Source organism: Streptomyces sp. UF-297, assembly GCF_058245575.1.
Genome location: NZ_JBSIBZ010000037.1, coordinates 62,419 through 77,866 on the forward strand (window position 1 = coordinate 62,419; position 15,448 = coordinate 77,866).

At 70.5% G+C, this 15,448-nt stretch carries 16 protein-coding genes; 11 read left to right on the forward strand and 5 right to left on the reverse strand.

Translation table 11 applies throughout. From position 1 onward, the window contains the following. The first annotated feature begins 73 nt into the window (after positions 1-73). Positions 74-1,534, forward strand: a complete 1,461-nt coding sequence (locus AC4IJH_RS21715) for a glycosyltransferase family 87 protein (protein WP_490853467.1) — start codon at positions 74-76, stop codon at positions 1,532-1,534. 73 nt (positions 1,535-1,607) lie between these two features. On the opposite strand, the gene AC4IJH_RS21720 is transcribed toward AC4IJH_RS21715, so the two are convergent. The 3 genes from AC4IJH_RS21720 to AC4IJH_RS21730 form a co-directional block, all read right to left on the reverse strand. After that, entirely contained in the window at positions 1,608-2,639 is a 1,032-nt protein-coding gene (locus tag AC4IJH_RS21720; RefSeq protein ID WP_490853480.1) for an alanine racemase, read from the reverse strand. Between the two features lie 79 nt (positions 2,640-2,718). Further along, complete coding sequence (locus AC4IJH_RS21725; RefSeq protein ID WP_490853468.1) at positions 2,719-3,837, reverse strand: lipid II:glycine glycyltransferase FemX; 1,119 nt, start codon at positions 3,835-3,837, stop codon at positions 2,719-2,721. A 129-nt stretch (positions 3,838-3,966) separates the two neighbouring features. Then, entirely contained in the window at positions 3,967-4,284 is a 318-nt protein-coding gene (locus AC4IJH_RS21730; protein WP_490853469.1) for a hypothetical protein, read from the reverse strand. A 230-nt stretch (positions 4,285-4,514) separates the two neighbouring features. Between AC4IJH_RS21730 and rpsF the strand changes: the two genes are divergently transcribed. The 4 genes from rpsF to rplI all read left to right on the forward strand — a co-directional run bounded on the left by rpsF (position 4,515) and on the right by rplI (position 6,285). Then, entirely contained in the window at positions 4,515-4,805 is a 291-nt protein-coding gene (rpsF, locus tag AC4IJH_RS21735; RefSeq protein ID WP_003978891.1) for a 30S ribosomal protein S6, read from the forward strand. An 80-nt stretch (positions 4,806-4,885) separates the two neighbouring features. After that, entirely contained in the window at positions 4,886-5,476 is a 591-nt protein-coding gene (locus AC4IJH_RS21740; RefSeq protein ID WP_490853470.1) for a single-stranded DNA-binding protein, read from the forward strand. A 107-nt stretch (positions 5,477-5,583) separates the two neighbouring features. Then, positions 5,584-5,820, forward strand: coding sequence for a 30S ribosomal protein S18 (rpsR, locus tag AC4IJH_RS21745; RefSeq protein WP_003978893.1), 237 nt, complete (start codon positions 5,584-5,586; stop codon positions 5,818-5,820). Between the two features lie 18 nt (positions 5,821-5,838). Then, positions 5,839-6,285, forward strand: coding sequence for a 50S ribosomal protein L9 (rplI, locus tag AC4IJH_RS21750; protein WP_490853471.1), 447 nt, complete (start codon positions 5,839-5,841; stop codon positions 6,283-6,285). 106 nt (positions 6,286-6,391) lie between these two features. On the opposite strand, the gene AC4IJH_RS21755 is transcribed toward rplI, so the two are convergent. Further along, the gene (locus AC4IJH_RS21755; protein WP_490853472.1) at positions 6,392-7,264 is read right to left on the reverse strand and encodes a trypsin-like serine peptidase; all 873 of its coding nucleotides are present in this window, start codon (positions 7,262-7,264) and stop codon (positions 6,392-6,394) included. Positions 7,265-7,303: 39 nt separating this feature from the next. Then, a complete protein-coding gene (locus tag AC4IJH_RS21760) occupies positions 7,304-8,641 on the reverse strand; it encodes an MATE family efflux transporter (RefSeq protein ID WP_490853473.1) in 1,338 nt (445 codons plus the stop codon). Between the two features lie 461 nt (positions 8,642-9,102). Between AC4IJH_RS21760 and dnaB the strand changes: the two genes are divergently transcribed. From dnaB to AC4IJH_RS21790, 6 genes are all read left to right on the forward strand, one after another. Then, positions 9,103-10,575, forward strand: coding sequence for a replicative DNA helicase (dnaB, locus tag AC4IJH_RS21765; RefSeq protein WP_490853474.1), 1,473 nt, complete (start codon positions 9,103-9,105; stop codon positions 10,573-10,575). A 110-nt stretch (positions 10,576-10,685) separates the two neighbouring features. After that, the gene (locus AC4IJH_RS21770; protein WP_490853475.1) at positions 10,686-11,810 is read left to right on the forward strand and encodes a DNA polymerase III subunit beta family protein; all 1,125 of its coding nucleotides are present in this window, start codon (positions 10,686-10,688) and stop codon (positions 11,808-11,810) included. A 63-nt stretch (positions 11,811-11,873) separates the two neighbouring features. Further along, positions 11,874-12,269, forward strand: coding sequence for a hypothetical protein (locus AC4IJH_RS21775; protein WP_490853476.1), 396 nt, complete (start codon positions 11,874-11,876; stop codon positions 12,267-12,269). 78 nt (positions 12,270-12,347) lie between these two features. After that, on the forward strand, positions 12,348-12,551 hold the full coding sequence (locus tag AC4IJH_RS21780) for a hypothetical protein (protein WP_490853477.1): 204 nt from the start codon (positions 12,348-12,350) through the stop codon (positions 12,549-12,551). A gap of 244 nt (positions 12,552-12,795) precedes the next feature. Next, on the forward strand, positions 12,796-14,151 hold the full coding sequence (locus AC4IJH_RS21785) for a serine hydrolase domain-containing protein (RefSeq protein WP_490853478.1): 1,356 nt from the start codon (positions 12,796-12,798) through the stop codon (positions 14,149-14,151). 114 nt (positions 14,152-14,265) lie between these two features. Next, positions 14,266-15,402 (forward strand): pyridoxal-phosphate-dependent aminotransferase family protein, encoded by a 1,137-nt coding sequence (locus AC4IJH_RS21790; protein ID WP_490853479.1) that lies wholly within the window; start codon positions 14,266-14,268, stop codon positions 15,400-15,402. Positions 15,403-15,448: the final 46 nt, after the last annotated feature.

The window sequence follows — 15,448 nt, forward strand, 5'->3', positions numbered from 1 at the left end:
AAGCCCCCGACCCGGCTCGTACGGGCGGGGGCTTCACCACGTTCGGCCAAGGTCCGTACGGCAGGATGGGCCCATGACGAGCGTGCGACAGGACGAGCCCGTACGGCCGACGAGGCGCGATGAGGTGGCCGCGGCCGGGAGCGAGCTGATCGGTGGTCCGGTTGGCCGTCGTGCGCTGCTGGGAGCGAACTGGTGGACGCCGGTGCGCATCATCGCTCTCGTCGCCATCGGCATGTTCGCGCTCGGCATGGTCCAGAAGCTGCCCTGCTACGAGAGCGGGTGGTTCTTCGGCGCCACCAGCCAGTACACGCACGCCTGCTACTCCGACATCCCGCATCTGTACGCCGGGCGGGGGTTCGCGGACAATCTCGTCCCCTACTTCGACCGGCTGCGCGGCGACATGGAGTACCTCGAATACCCCGTGCTGACCGGTGTGTTCATGGAGGTCGCGTCCTGGATGACGCCGCACGGCGGCACGATCCAGCACCGTGAGCAGATCTACTGGCTGGTCAACGCCGGGATGCTGATGGTGTGCGCGGCCGTCATCGCGGTGTGCGTGGCCCGTACCCATCGGCGCCGCCCCTGGGACGGCCTGCTGGTCGCCCTGGCGCCGGCCTTCGCGCTGACCGCGACCATCAACTGGGACCTGCTGGCCGTCGCGCTGACAGCGGCGGCGATGCTGATGTGGTCGCGCAGCCGCCCGCTGGCGGCGGGGGTTCTCATCGGGCTGGCGACCGCCGCCAAGCTCTATCCGGTGCTGCTGCTCGGGCCGCTGCTCGTGCTGTGCTGGCGGGCCGGGAAATGGCGGCCCTTCGTGATGACGGTCGGCGGCGCGGCCTTCGCCTGGCTGGCCGTGAACCTGCCCGTAATGATCATGGCGTGGGACGGCTGGACGAAGTTCTACACCTTCAGCCAGGAGCGGCCCATCGACTTCGGATCCATCTGGCTGCTGATCTCCCAGCGCGCCGGGATCCCGATGGACGACGCCAACACCTACGCGACCCTGCTGATGATCCTGGGCTGTGGCGCCATAGCGCTGCTGGCCCTGTACGCGCCGCGCCGGCCGCGCTTCGCGCAGCTCGCCTTCCTGGTCGTGGCCCTGTTCATCCTCACCAACAAGGTCTACTCCCCGCAGTACGTGCTGTGGCTGATCCCGCTCGCCGCCCTGGCGCGGCCCCGCTGGCGGGACTTCCTGATCTGGCAGGCGTGCGAGGTCATGTACTTCCTGGGCATCTGGATGCACCTGGCCTACACCGGCAACGGGGACAAGCACCAGGGGCTGCCGCCCGAGGGGTACCAACTCGCCATCGCACTGCACCTGTTGGGGACGCTGTACCTGTGTGCGCTGGTCGTACGGGATGTGCTGATGCCGGAGCGGGACGTGGTCCGCAGGGACGGGGACGACGATCCCTCGGGCGGTGTGCTGGACCAGTCGCCGGATGTGTTCGTACTGGGGCGCACCCATCGTGAGCCGCGCCACGCCGTGCAGTTCGAGGGGGCGACGCGGGTGCGCTGGGGCGCTGCCCAGGAGTGAGCCGGTAAAGAGACGGAAGGGCCCGAAGCCGCAGCTTCGGGCCCTTCCGCCTTATCGGGTCCGTCCCAGGGGGTCAGCGGTCCACGATGCGGTCGAACTGCGTGGTGGTGTGCCGCAGATGGGCCACCAGTTCCTCGCCGACGGTCGGCTCGGGGGCGTCGCCCGGCACGAAGAGGATGGAGACCTGCATGTGCGGGGGCTCCGCGAACCAGCGCTGCTTGCCGGCCCAGACATAGGGCGACAGGTTGCGGTTGACGGTGGCCAGTCCCGCGCGGGCGACGCCCTTGGCGCGCGGCATGACGCCGTGCAGTGCCTTGGGCGACTCCAGGCCGACGCCGTGCGAGGTGCCGCCGGCCACGACCACCAAGTAGCCGTCGGAGGCGGCCTTCTGCTGGCGGTAGCCGAAGCGCTCGCCCTTCTTGACGCGGGTGACGTCCAGGACCGAGCCGCGGTACTCGGTGGCCTCGTGGTCGCCCAGCCACAGCCGCGTTCCGATGCGGGCCCTGAAGTGGGTCTGCGGGAACTGCTGCTGGAGACGGGCGAGTTCGTCGGACTTGAGGTGGCTGACGAACATGGTGTGCAGCGGGAGCCCGGCGGTGCGGAGCCGGTCCATCCAGCCGATGACCTCCTCCACCGCGTCGGACCCGTCGGCGCGGTCCAGCGGCAGGTGGATCGCGAAGCCTTCGAGCCGTACGTCCTCGATGGCGGCGGCCAGCTTCGGCAGGTCCTCAGGAGCGACGCCGTGCCGCTTCATGCTGCTCATGACCTCGATGACGACGCGGGCGCCGACCAGGCCGCCCACCCCCTCGACCGAGGAGACCGAGCGGATGGCGCGGTCGGGCAGCGGCACCGGCTCCTCGCCGTGCCGGAAGGGCGTCAGGACCAGCAGGTCGCCGCCGAAGTAGTCCTTTATACGGGCGGCTTCGTACGTGGTGCCGACCGCGAGGAGGTCCGAACCGAGACGATTCGCCTCCTCGGCCAGGCGCTCGTGGCCGAAGCCGTAGCCGTTGCCCTTGCACACCGGGACCAGGCCCGGGAACTGCTGCAGAACGCTCTGCTGGTGTGCCCGCCAGCGCGCGGTGTCGACGTAGAGGGTGAGCGCCATGGCCGGCCCGGAACCTTTCTCGTGGCTGTGGTGTATCAGAGTCATGCAGCGACTTTTCAGAAGCTGGGAGACGAAGAGGTCAGCGGCGCGACATGTAGATGTCGAGGGCCTTGTGCAGGAGCTTGTTGAGCGGGAAGTCCCACTCGCCCAGGTACTCCGCGGCCTGGCCACCGGTGCCGACCTTGAACTGGATCAGACCGAAGAGGTGGTCGTTCTCGTCCAGGGAGTCGCTGATGCCGCGCAGGTCGTAGACGGTCGCGCCGAGCGCGTAGGAGTCGCGCAGCATCCGCCACTGCATGGCGTTGGACGGCCGGACCTCACGGCCGATGTTGTCCGAGGCGCCGTAGGAGTACCAGACGTGCCCGCCGACGACCAGCATCGTGGCGGCGGACAGGTTCACGCCGTTGTGCCGCGCGAAGTACAGCCGCATGCGGTTGGGGTCCTCGGTGTTCAGGGCCGACCACATGCGCTGGAAGTAACTGAGCGGCCGCGGGCGGAACTTGTCGCGCACCGCGGTGATCTCGTAGAGGCGCTGCCACTCGGCGAGGTCCTCGTAGCCGCCCTGGACGACCTCGACGCCGGCCTTGTCGGCCTTCTTGATGTTGCGGCGCCACAGCTGGTTGAAGCCCTTGTGGACGTCTTCCAGGGAGCGGTTGGCCAGCGGGACCTGGAAGACGTAGCGGGGCTGGACGTCACCGAAGCCGGCGCCGCCGTCCTCGCCCTGCTGCCAGCCCATCTTGCGCAGCTTGTCGGAGACCTCGAAGGCCCGCGGCTCGATGTGGGTGGCCTCGATGTCGCGCAGGCGCTTGACGTCCGGGTCCTGGATACCGGCCTTGATCGCGGTGGCGTCCCAGCGGCGGATGATGACCGGCGGGCCCATCTTCACGGAGAACGCGCCCTGCTGCTTGAGGTGCGCGAGCATCGGCCGCAGCCAGTCCTCGAGGTTCGGGGCGTACCAGTTGATCACCGGGCCCTCGGGGAGGTAGGCGAGGTACCGCTTGATCTTGGGGAGCTGCCGGTAGAGGACCAGGCCCGCGCCGACGAGCTGGCCGGTCTTGTCGAACCACCCCAGGCTCTCGGACCGCCACTCGGCCTTCACATCGGCCCAGGCCGGGACCTGCATGTGGCTCGCCGCGGGCAGGCTCTGGATGTACGCCAGATGCTGCTCTCGGCTGATGGTCCTCAGGGTCAGGCTCATGCGGGGCGCTCCTCGGCAGGTTTGTCCCCATGGTCGGGGCTCCGGCTCTCGCGCCGAAGCCTACTGCGACAGGGGAGCGCCCCGTTTGGGCGTATGGGCTCGGGGCCCGTATGCCCGCCCGCGCGAGCCTCAGCCGATGATGCCGCCGAAGAGCCCGCCGTGCGCCATACCGAGGAAGAAGCCGATGGCCGAGGCGCCGAGCCCGACGATCAGCAAGCAGCGCTCGCCGGTCGTCGCGGAGATGAACTGGCCCCAGGCCCCGGTGAAGATCCCGACCAGTCCGGTCCAGGAACTCACCAGGTGAAGGTTGTGGAAGTAGGCGGTGACGAAGGCGATCGCGCCGAGCACCAGAGTCACTGCGACAAAGGTGTTCTCGACGGGATGGGCCTTGCCATCGCTGTTCAGGAGAGAGAAGAGGCCGTGCTGGGGCCGTACTGCCTGTGCCATGCGGCACCTCCGATGACAGGGCGGCGAACTGTAACGCCGCTCACACCCGTTGTGTTCCAGATTGGGGGGATAGCTGGGCGGATTTCAACCGGAAGCCTTCAGGCAGGTACTCTGTACGGTCTGCGCCCATGTCTGCCCAGATCCTCTGTTCGGATAGGGCGCGGAACGCATCACGACCCTCCTGCCACGGAACGACCGTGGCCGCTGAGTCCAAAGGAGGTGGGTTCCACATGCGTCACTACGAGGTGATGGTCATCCTCGACCCCGATCTCGAGGAGCGCGCTGTCTCCCCGCTGATCGAGAACTTCCTCTCCGTCGTCCGTGAGGGCAACGGAAAGGTCGAGAAGGTCGACACCTGGGGCCGTCGTCGTCTCTCGTACGAGATCAACAAGAAGCCCGAGGGCATCTACTCGGTCATCGACCTGCAGGCCGAGCCTGCGGTCGTCAAGGAGCTCGACCGTCAGATGAACCTGAACGAGTCGGTCCTCCGGACCAAGGTCCTCCGTCCCGAGACCCACTGAGCGCGTAAGCGCCCAGCGGTAATCGGGTCCGAGTAGCAGCAACAAGCAGCCAGCAGCACACCCGCCGAGAGGTTCCCCCAATGGCAGGCGAGACCGTCATCACGGTCGTCGGCAATCTTGTCGACGACCCCGAGCTGCGCTTCACCCCGTCCGGTGCGGCGGTCGCGAAGTTCCGTGTCGCGTCCACCCCCCGCACCTTCGACCGTCAGACCAATGAGTGGAAGGACGGCGAGAGCCTGTTCCTGACCTGCTCGGTGTGGCGTCAGGCGGCGGAGAACGTCGCCGAGTCCCTTACGCGGGGTACCCGCGTGATCGTGCAGGGCCGCCTCAAGCAGCGGTCGTACGAGGACCGCGAGGGCGTGAAGCGCACGGTCTACGAGCTCGACGTCGAGGAAGTCGGCGCGAGCCTGAAGAACGCCACGGCCAAGGTCACCAAGACCAGTGGTCGCGGTGGCCAGGGCGGAGGCTTCGGCGGCGGTCCGCAGGGCGGTGGCGGCCAGGGTGGCGGCAACTGGGGCGGCGGCCCCGGTGGCGGCCAGCAGGGCGGCGGCGGGGCTCCCGCCGACGACCCGTGGGCGACCAGCGCTCCTGCCGGCGGTCAGCAGGGTGGCGGCGGCGGTGGCTGGGGCGGAAGCTCCGGCGGCGGCTACTCGGACGAGCCGCCCTTCTAGGCCCGTACGTCTGCGACGTGCATGCGCCGTTTCACGTGAAACATCGTGAAACGAGCAGGGGCCTGAGGGCGTCAGCACAAACTTCTTGAACTCACTGGAGAGAGACAATGGCGAAGCCGCCTGCTCGCAAGCCTAAGAAGAAGGTTTGCGTGTTCTGCAAGGAGAAGATCTCCTACGTCGACTACAAGGACACGAACCTGCTGCGGAAGTTCATTTCCGACCGCGGCAAGATCCGTGCCCGCCGGGTCACCGGCAACTGCACCCAGCACCAGCGTGACGTCGCCACGGCCGTGAAGAACAGCCGTGAGATGGCGCTGCTGCCCTACACCTCCACCGCGCGATAAGGGAAGGGTGACCGACTCATGAAGATCATCCTCACCCACGAGGTCTCCGGCCTCGGCACCGCCGGCGACGTCGTTGACGTCAAGGACGGTTACGCCCGCAACTACCTGGTCCCGCGCGGTTTCGCGATCCGCTGGACCAAGGGTGGCGAGCAGGACGTGGCGCAGATCCGCCGCGGCCGCAAGATCCGCGAGATCGCCACGATCGAGCAGGCCAACGAGATCAAGGGCCAGCTCGAGGGCGTCAAGGTGAAGCTGGCCGTCCGCGCCGGCGACGCCGGCCGCCTGTTCGGCTCCGTCACCCCGGCCGACATCGCCTCGGCGATCAAGGCTGCCGGTGGTCCGGACGTCGACAAGCGTCGCATCGAGCTCGGTGCGCCGGTCAAGACCCTGGGCGCGCACCAGGTGTCCGTGCGTCTGCACGCTGACGTCGTCGCCAAGCTCGGCGTCGAGGTCATCGCTGCCTGAGCGCAGTAACGCAGCACCACGCCCAAGGGCCGCACCCCTCGCGGGATGCGGCCCTTCGGTGTTTCTCGGCGGGTGCTGCGGCGGCCGGCGGTGCGCCGGGAGCTGATCAGCTCTCTTTCTGCGCACGCCGGTAGAGGTCGGCGATGTCGTCGTCGAAGTAGGCGGCGTAGGAGACATCGTCCTCGTCGCCGCCGCCCTCGTGGCCGCCCAGGACACCGATCACCGTGCCGGTGTGGCTCTTGGGGTCGTAGTCGGCCAGCCAGGGGCTGCCGCTGGTGCCCCCGGCGAAGTCGTCGCACTCCACGCGCATCTGGGTGTCGCTGAACTTCGTGGTGCGGTTGCGGCAGGAGATCGGAGTCTCGCTGCTGGAGGGATACCCAGTGATCTTGACCTCGTTGCCGAAGCCGCGGTCGATGCCGAGGGTGTTGCCGCCCAGTACGTCCTGGATCTGCTCGCCGTTCTTGCTGTCCAGGATCAGGAAGGCGACGTCGAAATCCTCGTCGCCGGACTTGGCCCAGCGGTCGTCGACGACCACCTTCCTGACCTTCCACAGGCCGGTGGGCTCGTCCCCGTCGCGGTAGTCCGGGGCGAAGACAAGATCGTCGATAGGTTCGCCGGAGTCGCTGTCGTAGGCGCAGTGCGCGGCGGTGATGAGCATGTTCTTGCCGGGGCTCTGGACGACGCTGGCCGTACAGAAGTGGTTGCCGGAGTCGTCCTTCTCGAAGACGGCGCCGACCCGGGCGTTCTGCTCGGTGCGGCGCGGGGTGTACGCGCTGCCGTGGTCCGCCCTGGCCGTCGCGGAGGGGTCCTCGTCCTGGGGTTCCTTGTCCCGGTCGCCGGACTTGCCGTAACTGCCCTGGTCGGCACCGCTCGCGGTGGTGCCGAAGCCCATTTCCTGCGAGGCATAGCCCACGACCGTGCTGGCCCCGATGACGAGGAGCGTCAGGGGCAGGACGAGTTTCCTGGCGAGCGGCCGCACACGGTCATTATCAACACGGTCCCTGTGTTCCGGGCAGGTTCAGCGGGAGGCCCCGGTCACAATCCACCGGCCGGAACGGGCGCGCCACCACAGGGTCAGCATGCGCACCGTCATCATAAGCGCCATGGCCCACCACAGGGCGGTCAGTCCCCAGCCGACGACCGGGACGAGCAGGGCCAGGGGTGTGAAGGCGGCGAGCGTGACCAGCATGGCCCAGGCCAGATACGGGCCGTCGCCCGCGCCCATCAGCACCCCGTCGAGGATGAAGACGACGCCGGAGACGGGCTGGGTCACCGCGACGACCAGCAGGGCGGGCAGCAGGACGTCCTTCACGGCCTGGTCGGAGGTGAACAGGGGGGTGAAGACGGGGCGGGCCAGGACGACCAGCAGCCCGAGCACCACGCCCGAGGCGATGCCCCACTGCACCATGCGGCGGCAGGCGGCCCTGGCGCCCTCGGCGTCGCCCGCGCCCAGATAGCGGCCGATGATCGCCTGACCGGCGATGGCGATGGCGTCCAGAGCGAAGGCGAGCAGCGACCACAGGGTCAGGACGATCTGGTGGGCCGCGACGTCGGCGTCGCCGAGCCGGGCCGCGACGGCGGTCGCGATCATCAGCACGGCCCTCAGGGAGAGCGTGCGGACCAGGAGCGGGACCCCGGCCTGGGCGGAGGCGCGGATGCCCGCGGCGTCCGGGCGCAGCGAGGCACCGTGGCGGCGCGCGCCCCGTACGACCACGACCAGGTAGACGGCGGCCATGCCGCACTGGGCGATGACGGTGCCCCAGGCGGAACCGGCGATGCCCAGGCCGGCGCCGTAGACCAGGCCGGCGTTGAGGGCGGCGTTCACGGAGAAGCCGCCGATGGCGACGTACAGCGGTGTTCTGGTGTCCTGCAGCCCGCGCAGTACGCCGGTGGCGGCGAGCACGACGAGCATCGCGGGGATACCCAGTGCGCTGATGCGCAGATAGGTGATGGCGTAGGGGGCCGCGGTGCCGGAGGCGCCGAAGAGGTCCACGAGCCAGGGCGCGGCGGGCAGGACGACGGCGACGACGGCGGCGCCGAGGAGGAGTGCCAGCCAGATGCCGTCCATGCCCTGGCGGATGGCGGCGGGCAGGTCGTCGGCGCCCACCCGGCGGGAGACGGCGGCTGTGGTGGCGTAGGCGAGGAAGACGAAGATGGACACGGCGGTGGTCAGCAGGGCGGCGGCGACGCCGAGACCGGCCAGCTGCGGGGTGCCGAGATGGCCGATGACGGCGCTGTCGACCATGACGAAGAGCGGTTCCGCGACGAGTGAGCCGAAGGCCGGGAGGGCGAGCGCGATGATCTCGCGGTCGTGTCGGCGGGCGGTGTGCCGCCGTGTCGCGGGAGCCTGTGTCATGGACCCAATCTAATCTTCCACAGGTAAGAGTTACAACTGCATTATGACCCTTACTTCTTGCCGGGAGGAGTGTTCTCGTCCACGCTGTTCGCGGCGATCATGAACAGCTTGGCGAAGTTTTTCCCTCCCACAGGCTATGGATGAAGAAACCGCAGGTCAGAGGCGTGTGGGTGGAGTGATTGTGTGTTTGTCCACAGTGGTTTCCCCCGCCCCGTGCACAGGTTCCGGGGGCTTCTCCACAGGATGGGGGCAGTCATCCACACGGCCTGTGGATAACCAGATTGGCGGACGGTGCCCACAGGCCTACCGTGGTGCGGCGCCCGCCGCCTGTTCCGGCCTGAGAAGTCATCCGAACTCGACGCGCCGTAACCGGAGTCGGGCGTCTGGTTTGTCAGAGCCGTGCCGTAAGAAGGAAGGGCACAGCAAGGTCCGCGCCGCGGACGGGAGGAGGTGGGGTGATCATGGAAGAACCCATGGACGACCCCTGGGCGGACTCCGGTCCCAGCGACCGGCTGCCGGCCGCCCGCTTCCGCCGGGGCGAGGGCAAGGGCCGTGGCCGCGACGACCGCGGAGACCGCGAGGACGGCGGCTCCTGGTCGGGCGACGGCGGCTTCGAGCGGGTGCCCCCCCAGGACCTGGACGCCGAGCAGTCGGTGCTCGGCGGCATGCTGCTGTCCAAGGACGCCATCGCTGACGTGGTGGAGGTCCTCAAGGGCCACGACTTCTACCGCCCGGCGCACGAACTCGTCTACCAGGCGATCCTGGACCTGTACGCCAAGGGCGAGCCGGCCGACCCGATCACGGTCGCCGCGGAGCTGACCAAGCGCGGCGAGATCGCCCGGGTCGGCGGCGCCTCGTATCTGCACACCCTGGTGCAGTCCGTCCCCACCGCGGCGAACGCCGAGTACTACGCCGAGATCGTCCACGAGCGGGCGGTGCTGCGGCGCCTGGTCGAGGCCGGTACGCGCATCACGCAGATGGGATACGCCGCCGACGGCGATGTCGACGAGATCGTCAACAAGGCGCAGGCGGAGGTCTACGCCGTCACCGAGCAGCGGACCAGCGAGGACTATCTGCCGCTCGGCGACATCATGGAGGGCGCGCTCGACGAGATCGAGGCGATCGGGTCGCGCCAGGGCCAGATGACGGGTGTGCCCACCGGCTTCACGGACCTGGACTCGCTGACCAACGGCCTGCACCCGGGCCAGATGATCGTCATCGCGGCCCGTCCCGCCATGGGTAAGTCCACGCTCGCGCTGGACTTCGCCCGGGCCTGTTCGATCAAGAACAACCTGCCGAGCGTGATCTTCTCGCTCGAAATGGGGCGCAACGAGATCGCCATGCGACTGCTGTCCGCCGAAGCGCGGGTGGCCTTGCACCACATGCGCTCGGGCGCGATGACGGACGACGACTGGACACGGCTGGCACGCCGGATGCCGGACGTCTCGGCCGCGCCGCTGTTCATCGACGACTCCCCCAACCTGTCGATGATGGAGATCCGCGCCAAGTGCCGGCGCCTCAAGCAGCGCCAGGACCTCAAGCTGGTGATCATCGACTATCTGCAGCTGATGCAGAACGGCGGATCCAAGCGCGCCGAGAGCCGCCAGCAGGAGGTCTCGGACATGTCCCGAAACCTCAAGCTGCTGGCCAAGGAGCTGGAGCTGCCGGTCATCGCGCTGTCGCAGCTCAACCGTGGTCCCGAGCAGCGTACGGACAAAAAGCCGATGGTCTCCGACCTGCGTGAGTCCGGTTCGATCGAGCAGGACGCCGACATGGTCATCCTGCTGCACCGCGAGGACGCCTACGAGAAGGAGTCGCCCCGCGCGGGCGAGGCGGACATCATCGTCGGCAAGCACCGTAACGGTCCGACGGCGACCATCACCGTGGCCTTCCAGGGCCACTACTCCCGCTTCGTGGACATGGCACAGACCTGATCCCGGTGCGCCCTGCTCCGCAGTACCGGGGGTGTGGTGACGGTGGGCATCGTCGGTGCGGTCCGCGGGGCGTTGACCTTCATGTGGGTTGAAGTCCCATCATCGCGACCATGGACGACAACGGGGCCGGAGAGCTGCTGAGTATCGGGGCCTTCGCGCGGCGTGTGGGGCTGGCGCCGAGTGCGCTGCGCTTCTACGACGACTGCGGGGCCCTGCGGCCGGCGCGGGTGGATCCGGCGACGGGATACCGCTTCTACGCCGCCGGGCAGGAGCCGCGCGCGGTGCTGCTGCGCCGGCTGCGGGAGGCCGGGCTGCCGCTCGTCGATGCGGCCGTGGTGCTCGACGGACGCGCGGACGAGGCGCGCCGGGTGCTGGCCGCCCATCTGGAACGTACCCGCAAGGAGGCCGACGCGGCGCGGGCCGTGGTCGAAGAGCTGCTGCGCGAACTGCCCGGTGGCAGTGATCTTGAGGCGGCGGTACGCGCCGGGGGACGGGTACGGGCCCGTGTCGGCGGGGCCGAACTGGCCAGTGCGGTGCGGCAGGTGGCACCGGCCGTGGCAACCGCGGCCGCCCGTGCGGAGTTCCCGGTCCTGGGCTGTGTGCTGCTGGAGCTGGACGGCCAGGAGATCCGGCTGGTGGCCACGGACCGCTACCGGCTGGCCGTACGGGTGCTGCGGCCCACGGAGTACGCGGGCGGATCGTGCCGAGTGCCGGTTCCGGTGGAGGAGTTGCGGGGGCTCGCGGCCTGGGCCGTACGGAGTGCGGACGTGGAGATCGAGGCCGCGGAGGGCGGGGACGGCCTGCGGGTGTACGGCCAGGAGGGCAGCCGGACGCTGCTGCCGCCGCCCCAGGGAGGGGACTTCCCGCAGTACCGGCTGATGCTGGACGGGCTGGAGCCCGCCGGGCACCGCGTCATCGCCGACCGCGCCGCGCTGCGGGACGCGTTCGCCGACCGTGCCGACTGCCCTGTCGTCACGCTGCGCACCACTGAGCAGGGGGTGGAGGTGGCGGGCGGCGGACGGCCTGGGACGGGCGTGCTGCGTGCCCTGTGGACGGGGCCGCCGCTCAGCATCGCGTTCGACCCGGCCGTACTCGTACCGGCGCTGGACGCCGGGGTGGGGCCCGATGTGCTGCTGGAGATCGCCTCCGCCGCGCAGCCCGTCGTGGTGCGCTCCGCCGACCAGGGGAGTTTCACCACGCTGGTCATGCCCGTTCGGGACACGACGGCGGCGTAGTCCGCTTCCCGCGGCCGCTGTGGCCGTCGACATCGACCGCGTCATGCGAGGAGAAGAGAGCCGATGGACCCCGCCAATCCCGTCGTACGCCTGTGTGTCCAGGGGATGGAGGCCGAGGGCGCGGGGAGGGACGCCGAGGCGCGTGATCTCTTCGAGCGGGCCTGGGGCGCCGCCACCGACGACTACGAGGCCTGCGTCGCCGCGCACTATCTGGCCCGTCACCAGTCCACCCCCGAGGAGACGCTGCGGTGGAACCAGGAGTGCCTGGACCGCGCCGACCGGGTCGGTGACGAGCGCGTACGGGGCTTCTACGCGTCGCTGTACCTGAACATGGGGCGGTGCTGCCGGGAGTTGGGCGACGGGGAGCGGGCGCACGGGTACTTCGTGCAGGCGGCCGAGAGCCTTCGGGAGGTGCCGGCCGGGCCGTACGCGGACTGGAACCGCTTCGCGGTCGCCTAGGGGCTGCGGGCCACGGGCCCCGCGGAACCGGGCCCATCGCCAGCCCGCCGGGCCCTCGATGGGCTTCTCGCGGAGCTGGTGGGCGAGCTGTGCGCCCGGGGCGAGTTGAAGGCGCTCGCGCTGATACTGCCCGCCTACCTGGGTGACTTGGGCGAGCTCGGGACGGACGAGGACCGGCTGCGGCTGCGTACGGCGCTGCACATGGTGCACGCCGGACGGTTCCTGCCGCAGGCGGAGCAGCAGCTGCTGAGCGAGGTGATTGCCGCGCCCGCGCTCGGATGACGTGGGCGGGGCGGGCGTGGGGCAGGGCGTGCGGAATGCGGTCGACCGGGTGTGAGCGGGCGGATCACAATGGCACCGCCGAGTACGGGTTCGAGCGGGGAGTGGTGCCATGACCGCAGCATCGTCAGAGTCGTCAGCGGGGTCCGGCCGGTCCGGTGGGGCTGGTGGGTCCGGGGAGTCCGGGGGCTTCAAGGGTTTCGAGGGAGAGGTCGGGGCCGCGGAACTGGCAGGAGAGTGCGGGCTGTTGGCGGTCACCCGGCGGGCGCTGGAGCACCGGGTCGCCGTCGGCCAGGCCGAGGGGCGCTCGCCGTCGCTGGTGGGGGCGGTCGTACGCGGCGGGAAGCCGGTGTGGACGGGCGGGCGCGGGGCGGTGGACGGCGCGCCGCCGCACGCCGACACGCAGTACCGGATCGGGTCGATCACCAAGACGTTCGTCGCGGTGCTGGTGATGCGGCTGCGCGTCGAGGGCCTGCTCGGCTTGGACGACCCGATCGGCAAGCACCTCGCCGACACCGAGGTCCCGGACGCGACCGTCGCCCAACTGCTCGCGCACAGTTCGGGACTGGCCGCGGAGCCGCGCGGTCCGTGGTGGGAACGCACCAGCGGCGCCCTGCGCCCCGAGCCCGCCGATCTGTACGGGGAGCGTCCCCGCCGCCATCCGACCGGGCGTCGGTTCCACTACTCCAACATCGGGTACGCGCTGCTGGGCGCGCTCGTCGAGCGGCTGCGCGACGGCGAGCCGTGGGGCGAGGTGCTGCGCCGCGAGGTCCTGGAACCACTGGGGATGGACCGTACGACGCTGCTGCCGCAGGCGCCGCACGCGGACGGCTGGGCGGTGCACCCCTGGGCGGACGCGCTGCTGCCCGAGCCGGCCGAGGACACCGGGCTCATGGCGCCCGCCGGGCAGCTGTGGTCCACCGCCGCGGACCTGGGCCGGTGGGCGGCGTTCCTGATGCGCGGCGACGAGCGGGTGCTCGGCGCCGCGACCGTCACCGAGATGCGGGCGCCGTCCGTGCCGTCCGAGAGCGGCGGCTGGGACGCGGGCTACGGCCTGGGTCTTCAGCTCGCCCGGATCCAGGGGCGCGGGCTCTTCGGCCACACCGGCTCGATGCCCGGCTTCGTGGCGTCCCTGTGGGCCGACGCGGAGGAGGATGTCGCCGCCGTCGTGCTGGCGAACTGCACCTCGGGCGTCGCGGTGGCGGCGGTCGCCGCGGAGCTCGCCGGGATCGTCGCGCAGCACGAGCCGCGCATCCCCGAGCCGTGGCGCCCGATGCCCGGGCCGGTGGACGAGGCGGCCCTGGCGCTCACCGGGCCCTGGTACTGGGGCGCGAACCCGCACGTCCTGAGGCTGAGGGCGGATCGCGGGCTGGAGCTGTCGCCGCTGGGCGGCCACGGGCGGGCCTCGGTGTTCCGGGCGGAGGCCGACGGCACCTGGACCGGGCTGAGCGGCTACTACGCGGGGGAGACGCTGCGTGCGGTGCGGGCCGAGGACGGCTCGGTCAGCCACCTGGACCTGGGCACCTTCGTCCTGACGCGGGGGCCCTACGATCCCGCGGAGCCGGTTCCCGGCGGGGTGGATCCGCGGGGCTGGCGGGCGTGAGAGCCCGTACGGCGGGGGCTTCGGCATCGGACGTACAGTCGTGCCAGACGTGCCAGATATCAGGAGCCGCCGACCCCGGCGGCTCGCTACCGCTGGAAGGCCACTGTGACCGCCGTGACTGACGCGACCGCGAACTCCGACATCCCCGGTCTGCTCGATCTGCCTCCGCTCACCGCGGCCCGCTTCGCACGGATCGAGGACAAGGTCGCCGCGCTCATGCGCACCCGCGCCGATGTCGTGGCCACACAGGGCGAGGCGCTGCTGCCGCTGGAGGCGTGCATCCGCTCGGCGGTGCGCCCCGGAAGCACCGCGCTCAACATCATCACGGGGCCGTACGGCGAGACGTTCGGCGGCTGGCTGCGGTCCTGCGGCGCCGAGGTCGTCACCGTCACCGCGCCGTTCACCGGTGCGGTGGGCCCGCAGCAGGTGCGGGACGCGCTGCGGGAGAACCCTGCCATCGACTTCGTGAGCCTGGTGCACGCCGAGGCCGCGACCGGCAACACCAACCCCGTCGCCGAGATCGGTGCGGTGGTGCGCGAGCACGGCGCGCTGCTGATGCTGGACGCGGTCGCGTCGGTGGGTGCCGAGCCGCTGCTCACCGATGAGTGGGGCGTGGACCTGTGCGTGATCGGCGGGCAGAAGGCGATGGCCGGTCCTGCCGGGGTCTCGGCGGTCTCGGTCAGCGCCCGCGCGTGGGAGCGCATCGCCGCCAACGAGCAGGCGCCGCGCCGCTCCTACCTCTCCCTGCTGGACTGGAAGGAGCGCTGGATCGACGGCGGCCGGGCCGTACTGCCGCACGCCCCGGCCCAGTTGGAGATGCTCGCCCTGGAGCAGGCCGTGGACCGGATCGACGCCGAAGGCCTGGACTCGGTCATCGCCCGGCACCGGGCGGCGGCAGCGGCGGTCCGGGCCGGTGTGCGGGCGCTGGGTTCGCTGTCGCCGTACGTGGTGCGGGACGAGGACGCGGCGCCGGTCGCGACGACCCTGCGGGCGCCCGAGGGCATGGACGCCCGGGAGATCGTGAGCGCCGCGCTGGCCGTGGACGGATCGGTGCCCGTGCAGGCGGCGGCCGGTGCGCTGGCCAAGGAAATGATCCGGGTGAATCACTATGGCCGGGCGGCCGACCGGGACGTGGTGCCGGCCTCGCTGTCCGCGCTGGCGGGCGGCCTGCGGGCGCTGGGTGCCGAGGCTGATGGCGAGGGAGCGGCCGAGGCCGCGGCCGGCGCCTGGGAGACGGTGATCGCCGGCTGAGCCGACGCGGGCATGCCGCGATGGCGTGCCGGGCGGGGTCGTGTTT

Bases quoted from the DNA above. Each gene is read 5' to 3' on its own strand.
- AC4IJH_RS21715 (WP_490853467.1), top strand. From the start codon at position 74: ATGACGAGCGTGCGACAGGACGAGCCCGTACGGCCGACGAGGCGCGAT.
- AC4IJH_RS21720 (WP_490853480.1), bottom strand. From the start codon at position 2,639: ATGGCGCTCACCCTCTACGTCGACACCGCGCGCTGGCGGGCACACCAG.
- AC4IJH_RS21725 (WP_490853468.1), bottom strand. From the start codon at position 3,837: ATGAGCCTGACCCTGAGGACCATCAGCCGAGAGCAGCATCTGGCGTAC.
- AC4IJH_RS21730 (WP_490853469.1), bottom strand. From the start codon at position 4,284: ATGGCACAGGCAGTACGGCCCCAGCACGGCCTCTTCTCTCTCCTGAAC.
- rpsF (WP_003978891.1), top strand. From the start codon at position 4,515: ATGCGTCACTACGAGGTGATGGTCATCCTCGACCCCGATCTCGAGGAG.
- AC4IJH_RS21740 (WP_490853470.1), top strand. From the start codon at position 4,886: ATGGCAGGCGAGACCGTCATCACGGTCGTCGGCAATCTTGTCGACGAC.
- rpsR (WP_003978893.1), top strand. From the start codon at position 5,584: ATGGCGAAGCCGCCTGCTCGCAAGCCTAAGAAGAAGGTTTGCGTGTTC.
- rplI (WP_490853471.1), top strand. From the start codon at position 5,839: ATGAAGATCATCCTCACCCACGAGGTCTCCGGCCTCGGCACCGCCGGC.
- AC4IJH_RS21760 (WP_490853473.1), bottom strand. From the start codon at position 8,641: ATGACACAGGCTCCCGCGACACGGCGGCACACCGCCCGCCGACACGAC.
- dnaB (WP_490853474.1), top strand. From the start codon at position 9,103: ATGGAAGAACCCATGGACGACCCCTGGGCGGACTCCGGTCCCAGCGAC.
- AC4IJH_RS21770 (WP_490853475.1), top strand. From the start codon at position 10,686: ATGGACGACAACGGGGCCGGAGAGCTGCTGAGTATCGGGGCCTTCGCG.
- AC4IJH_RS21775 (WP_490853476.1), top strand. From the start codon at position 11,874: ATGGACCCCGCCAATCCCGTCGTACGCCTGTGTGTCCAGGGGATGGAG.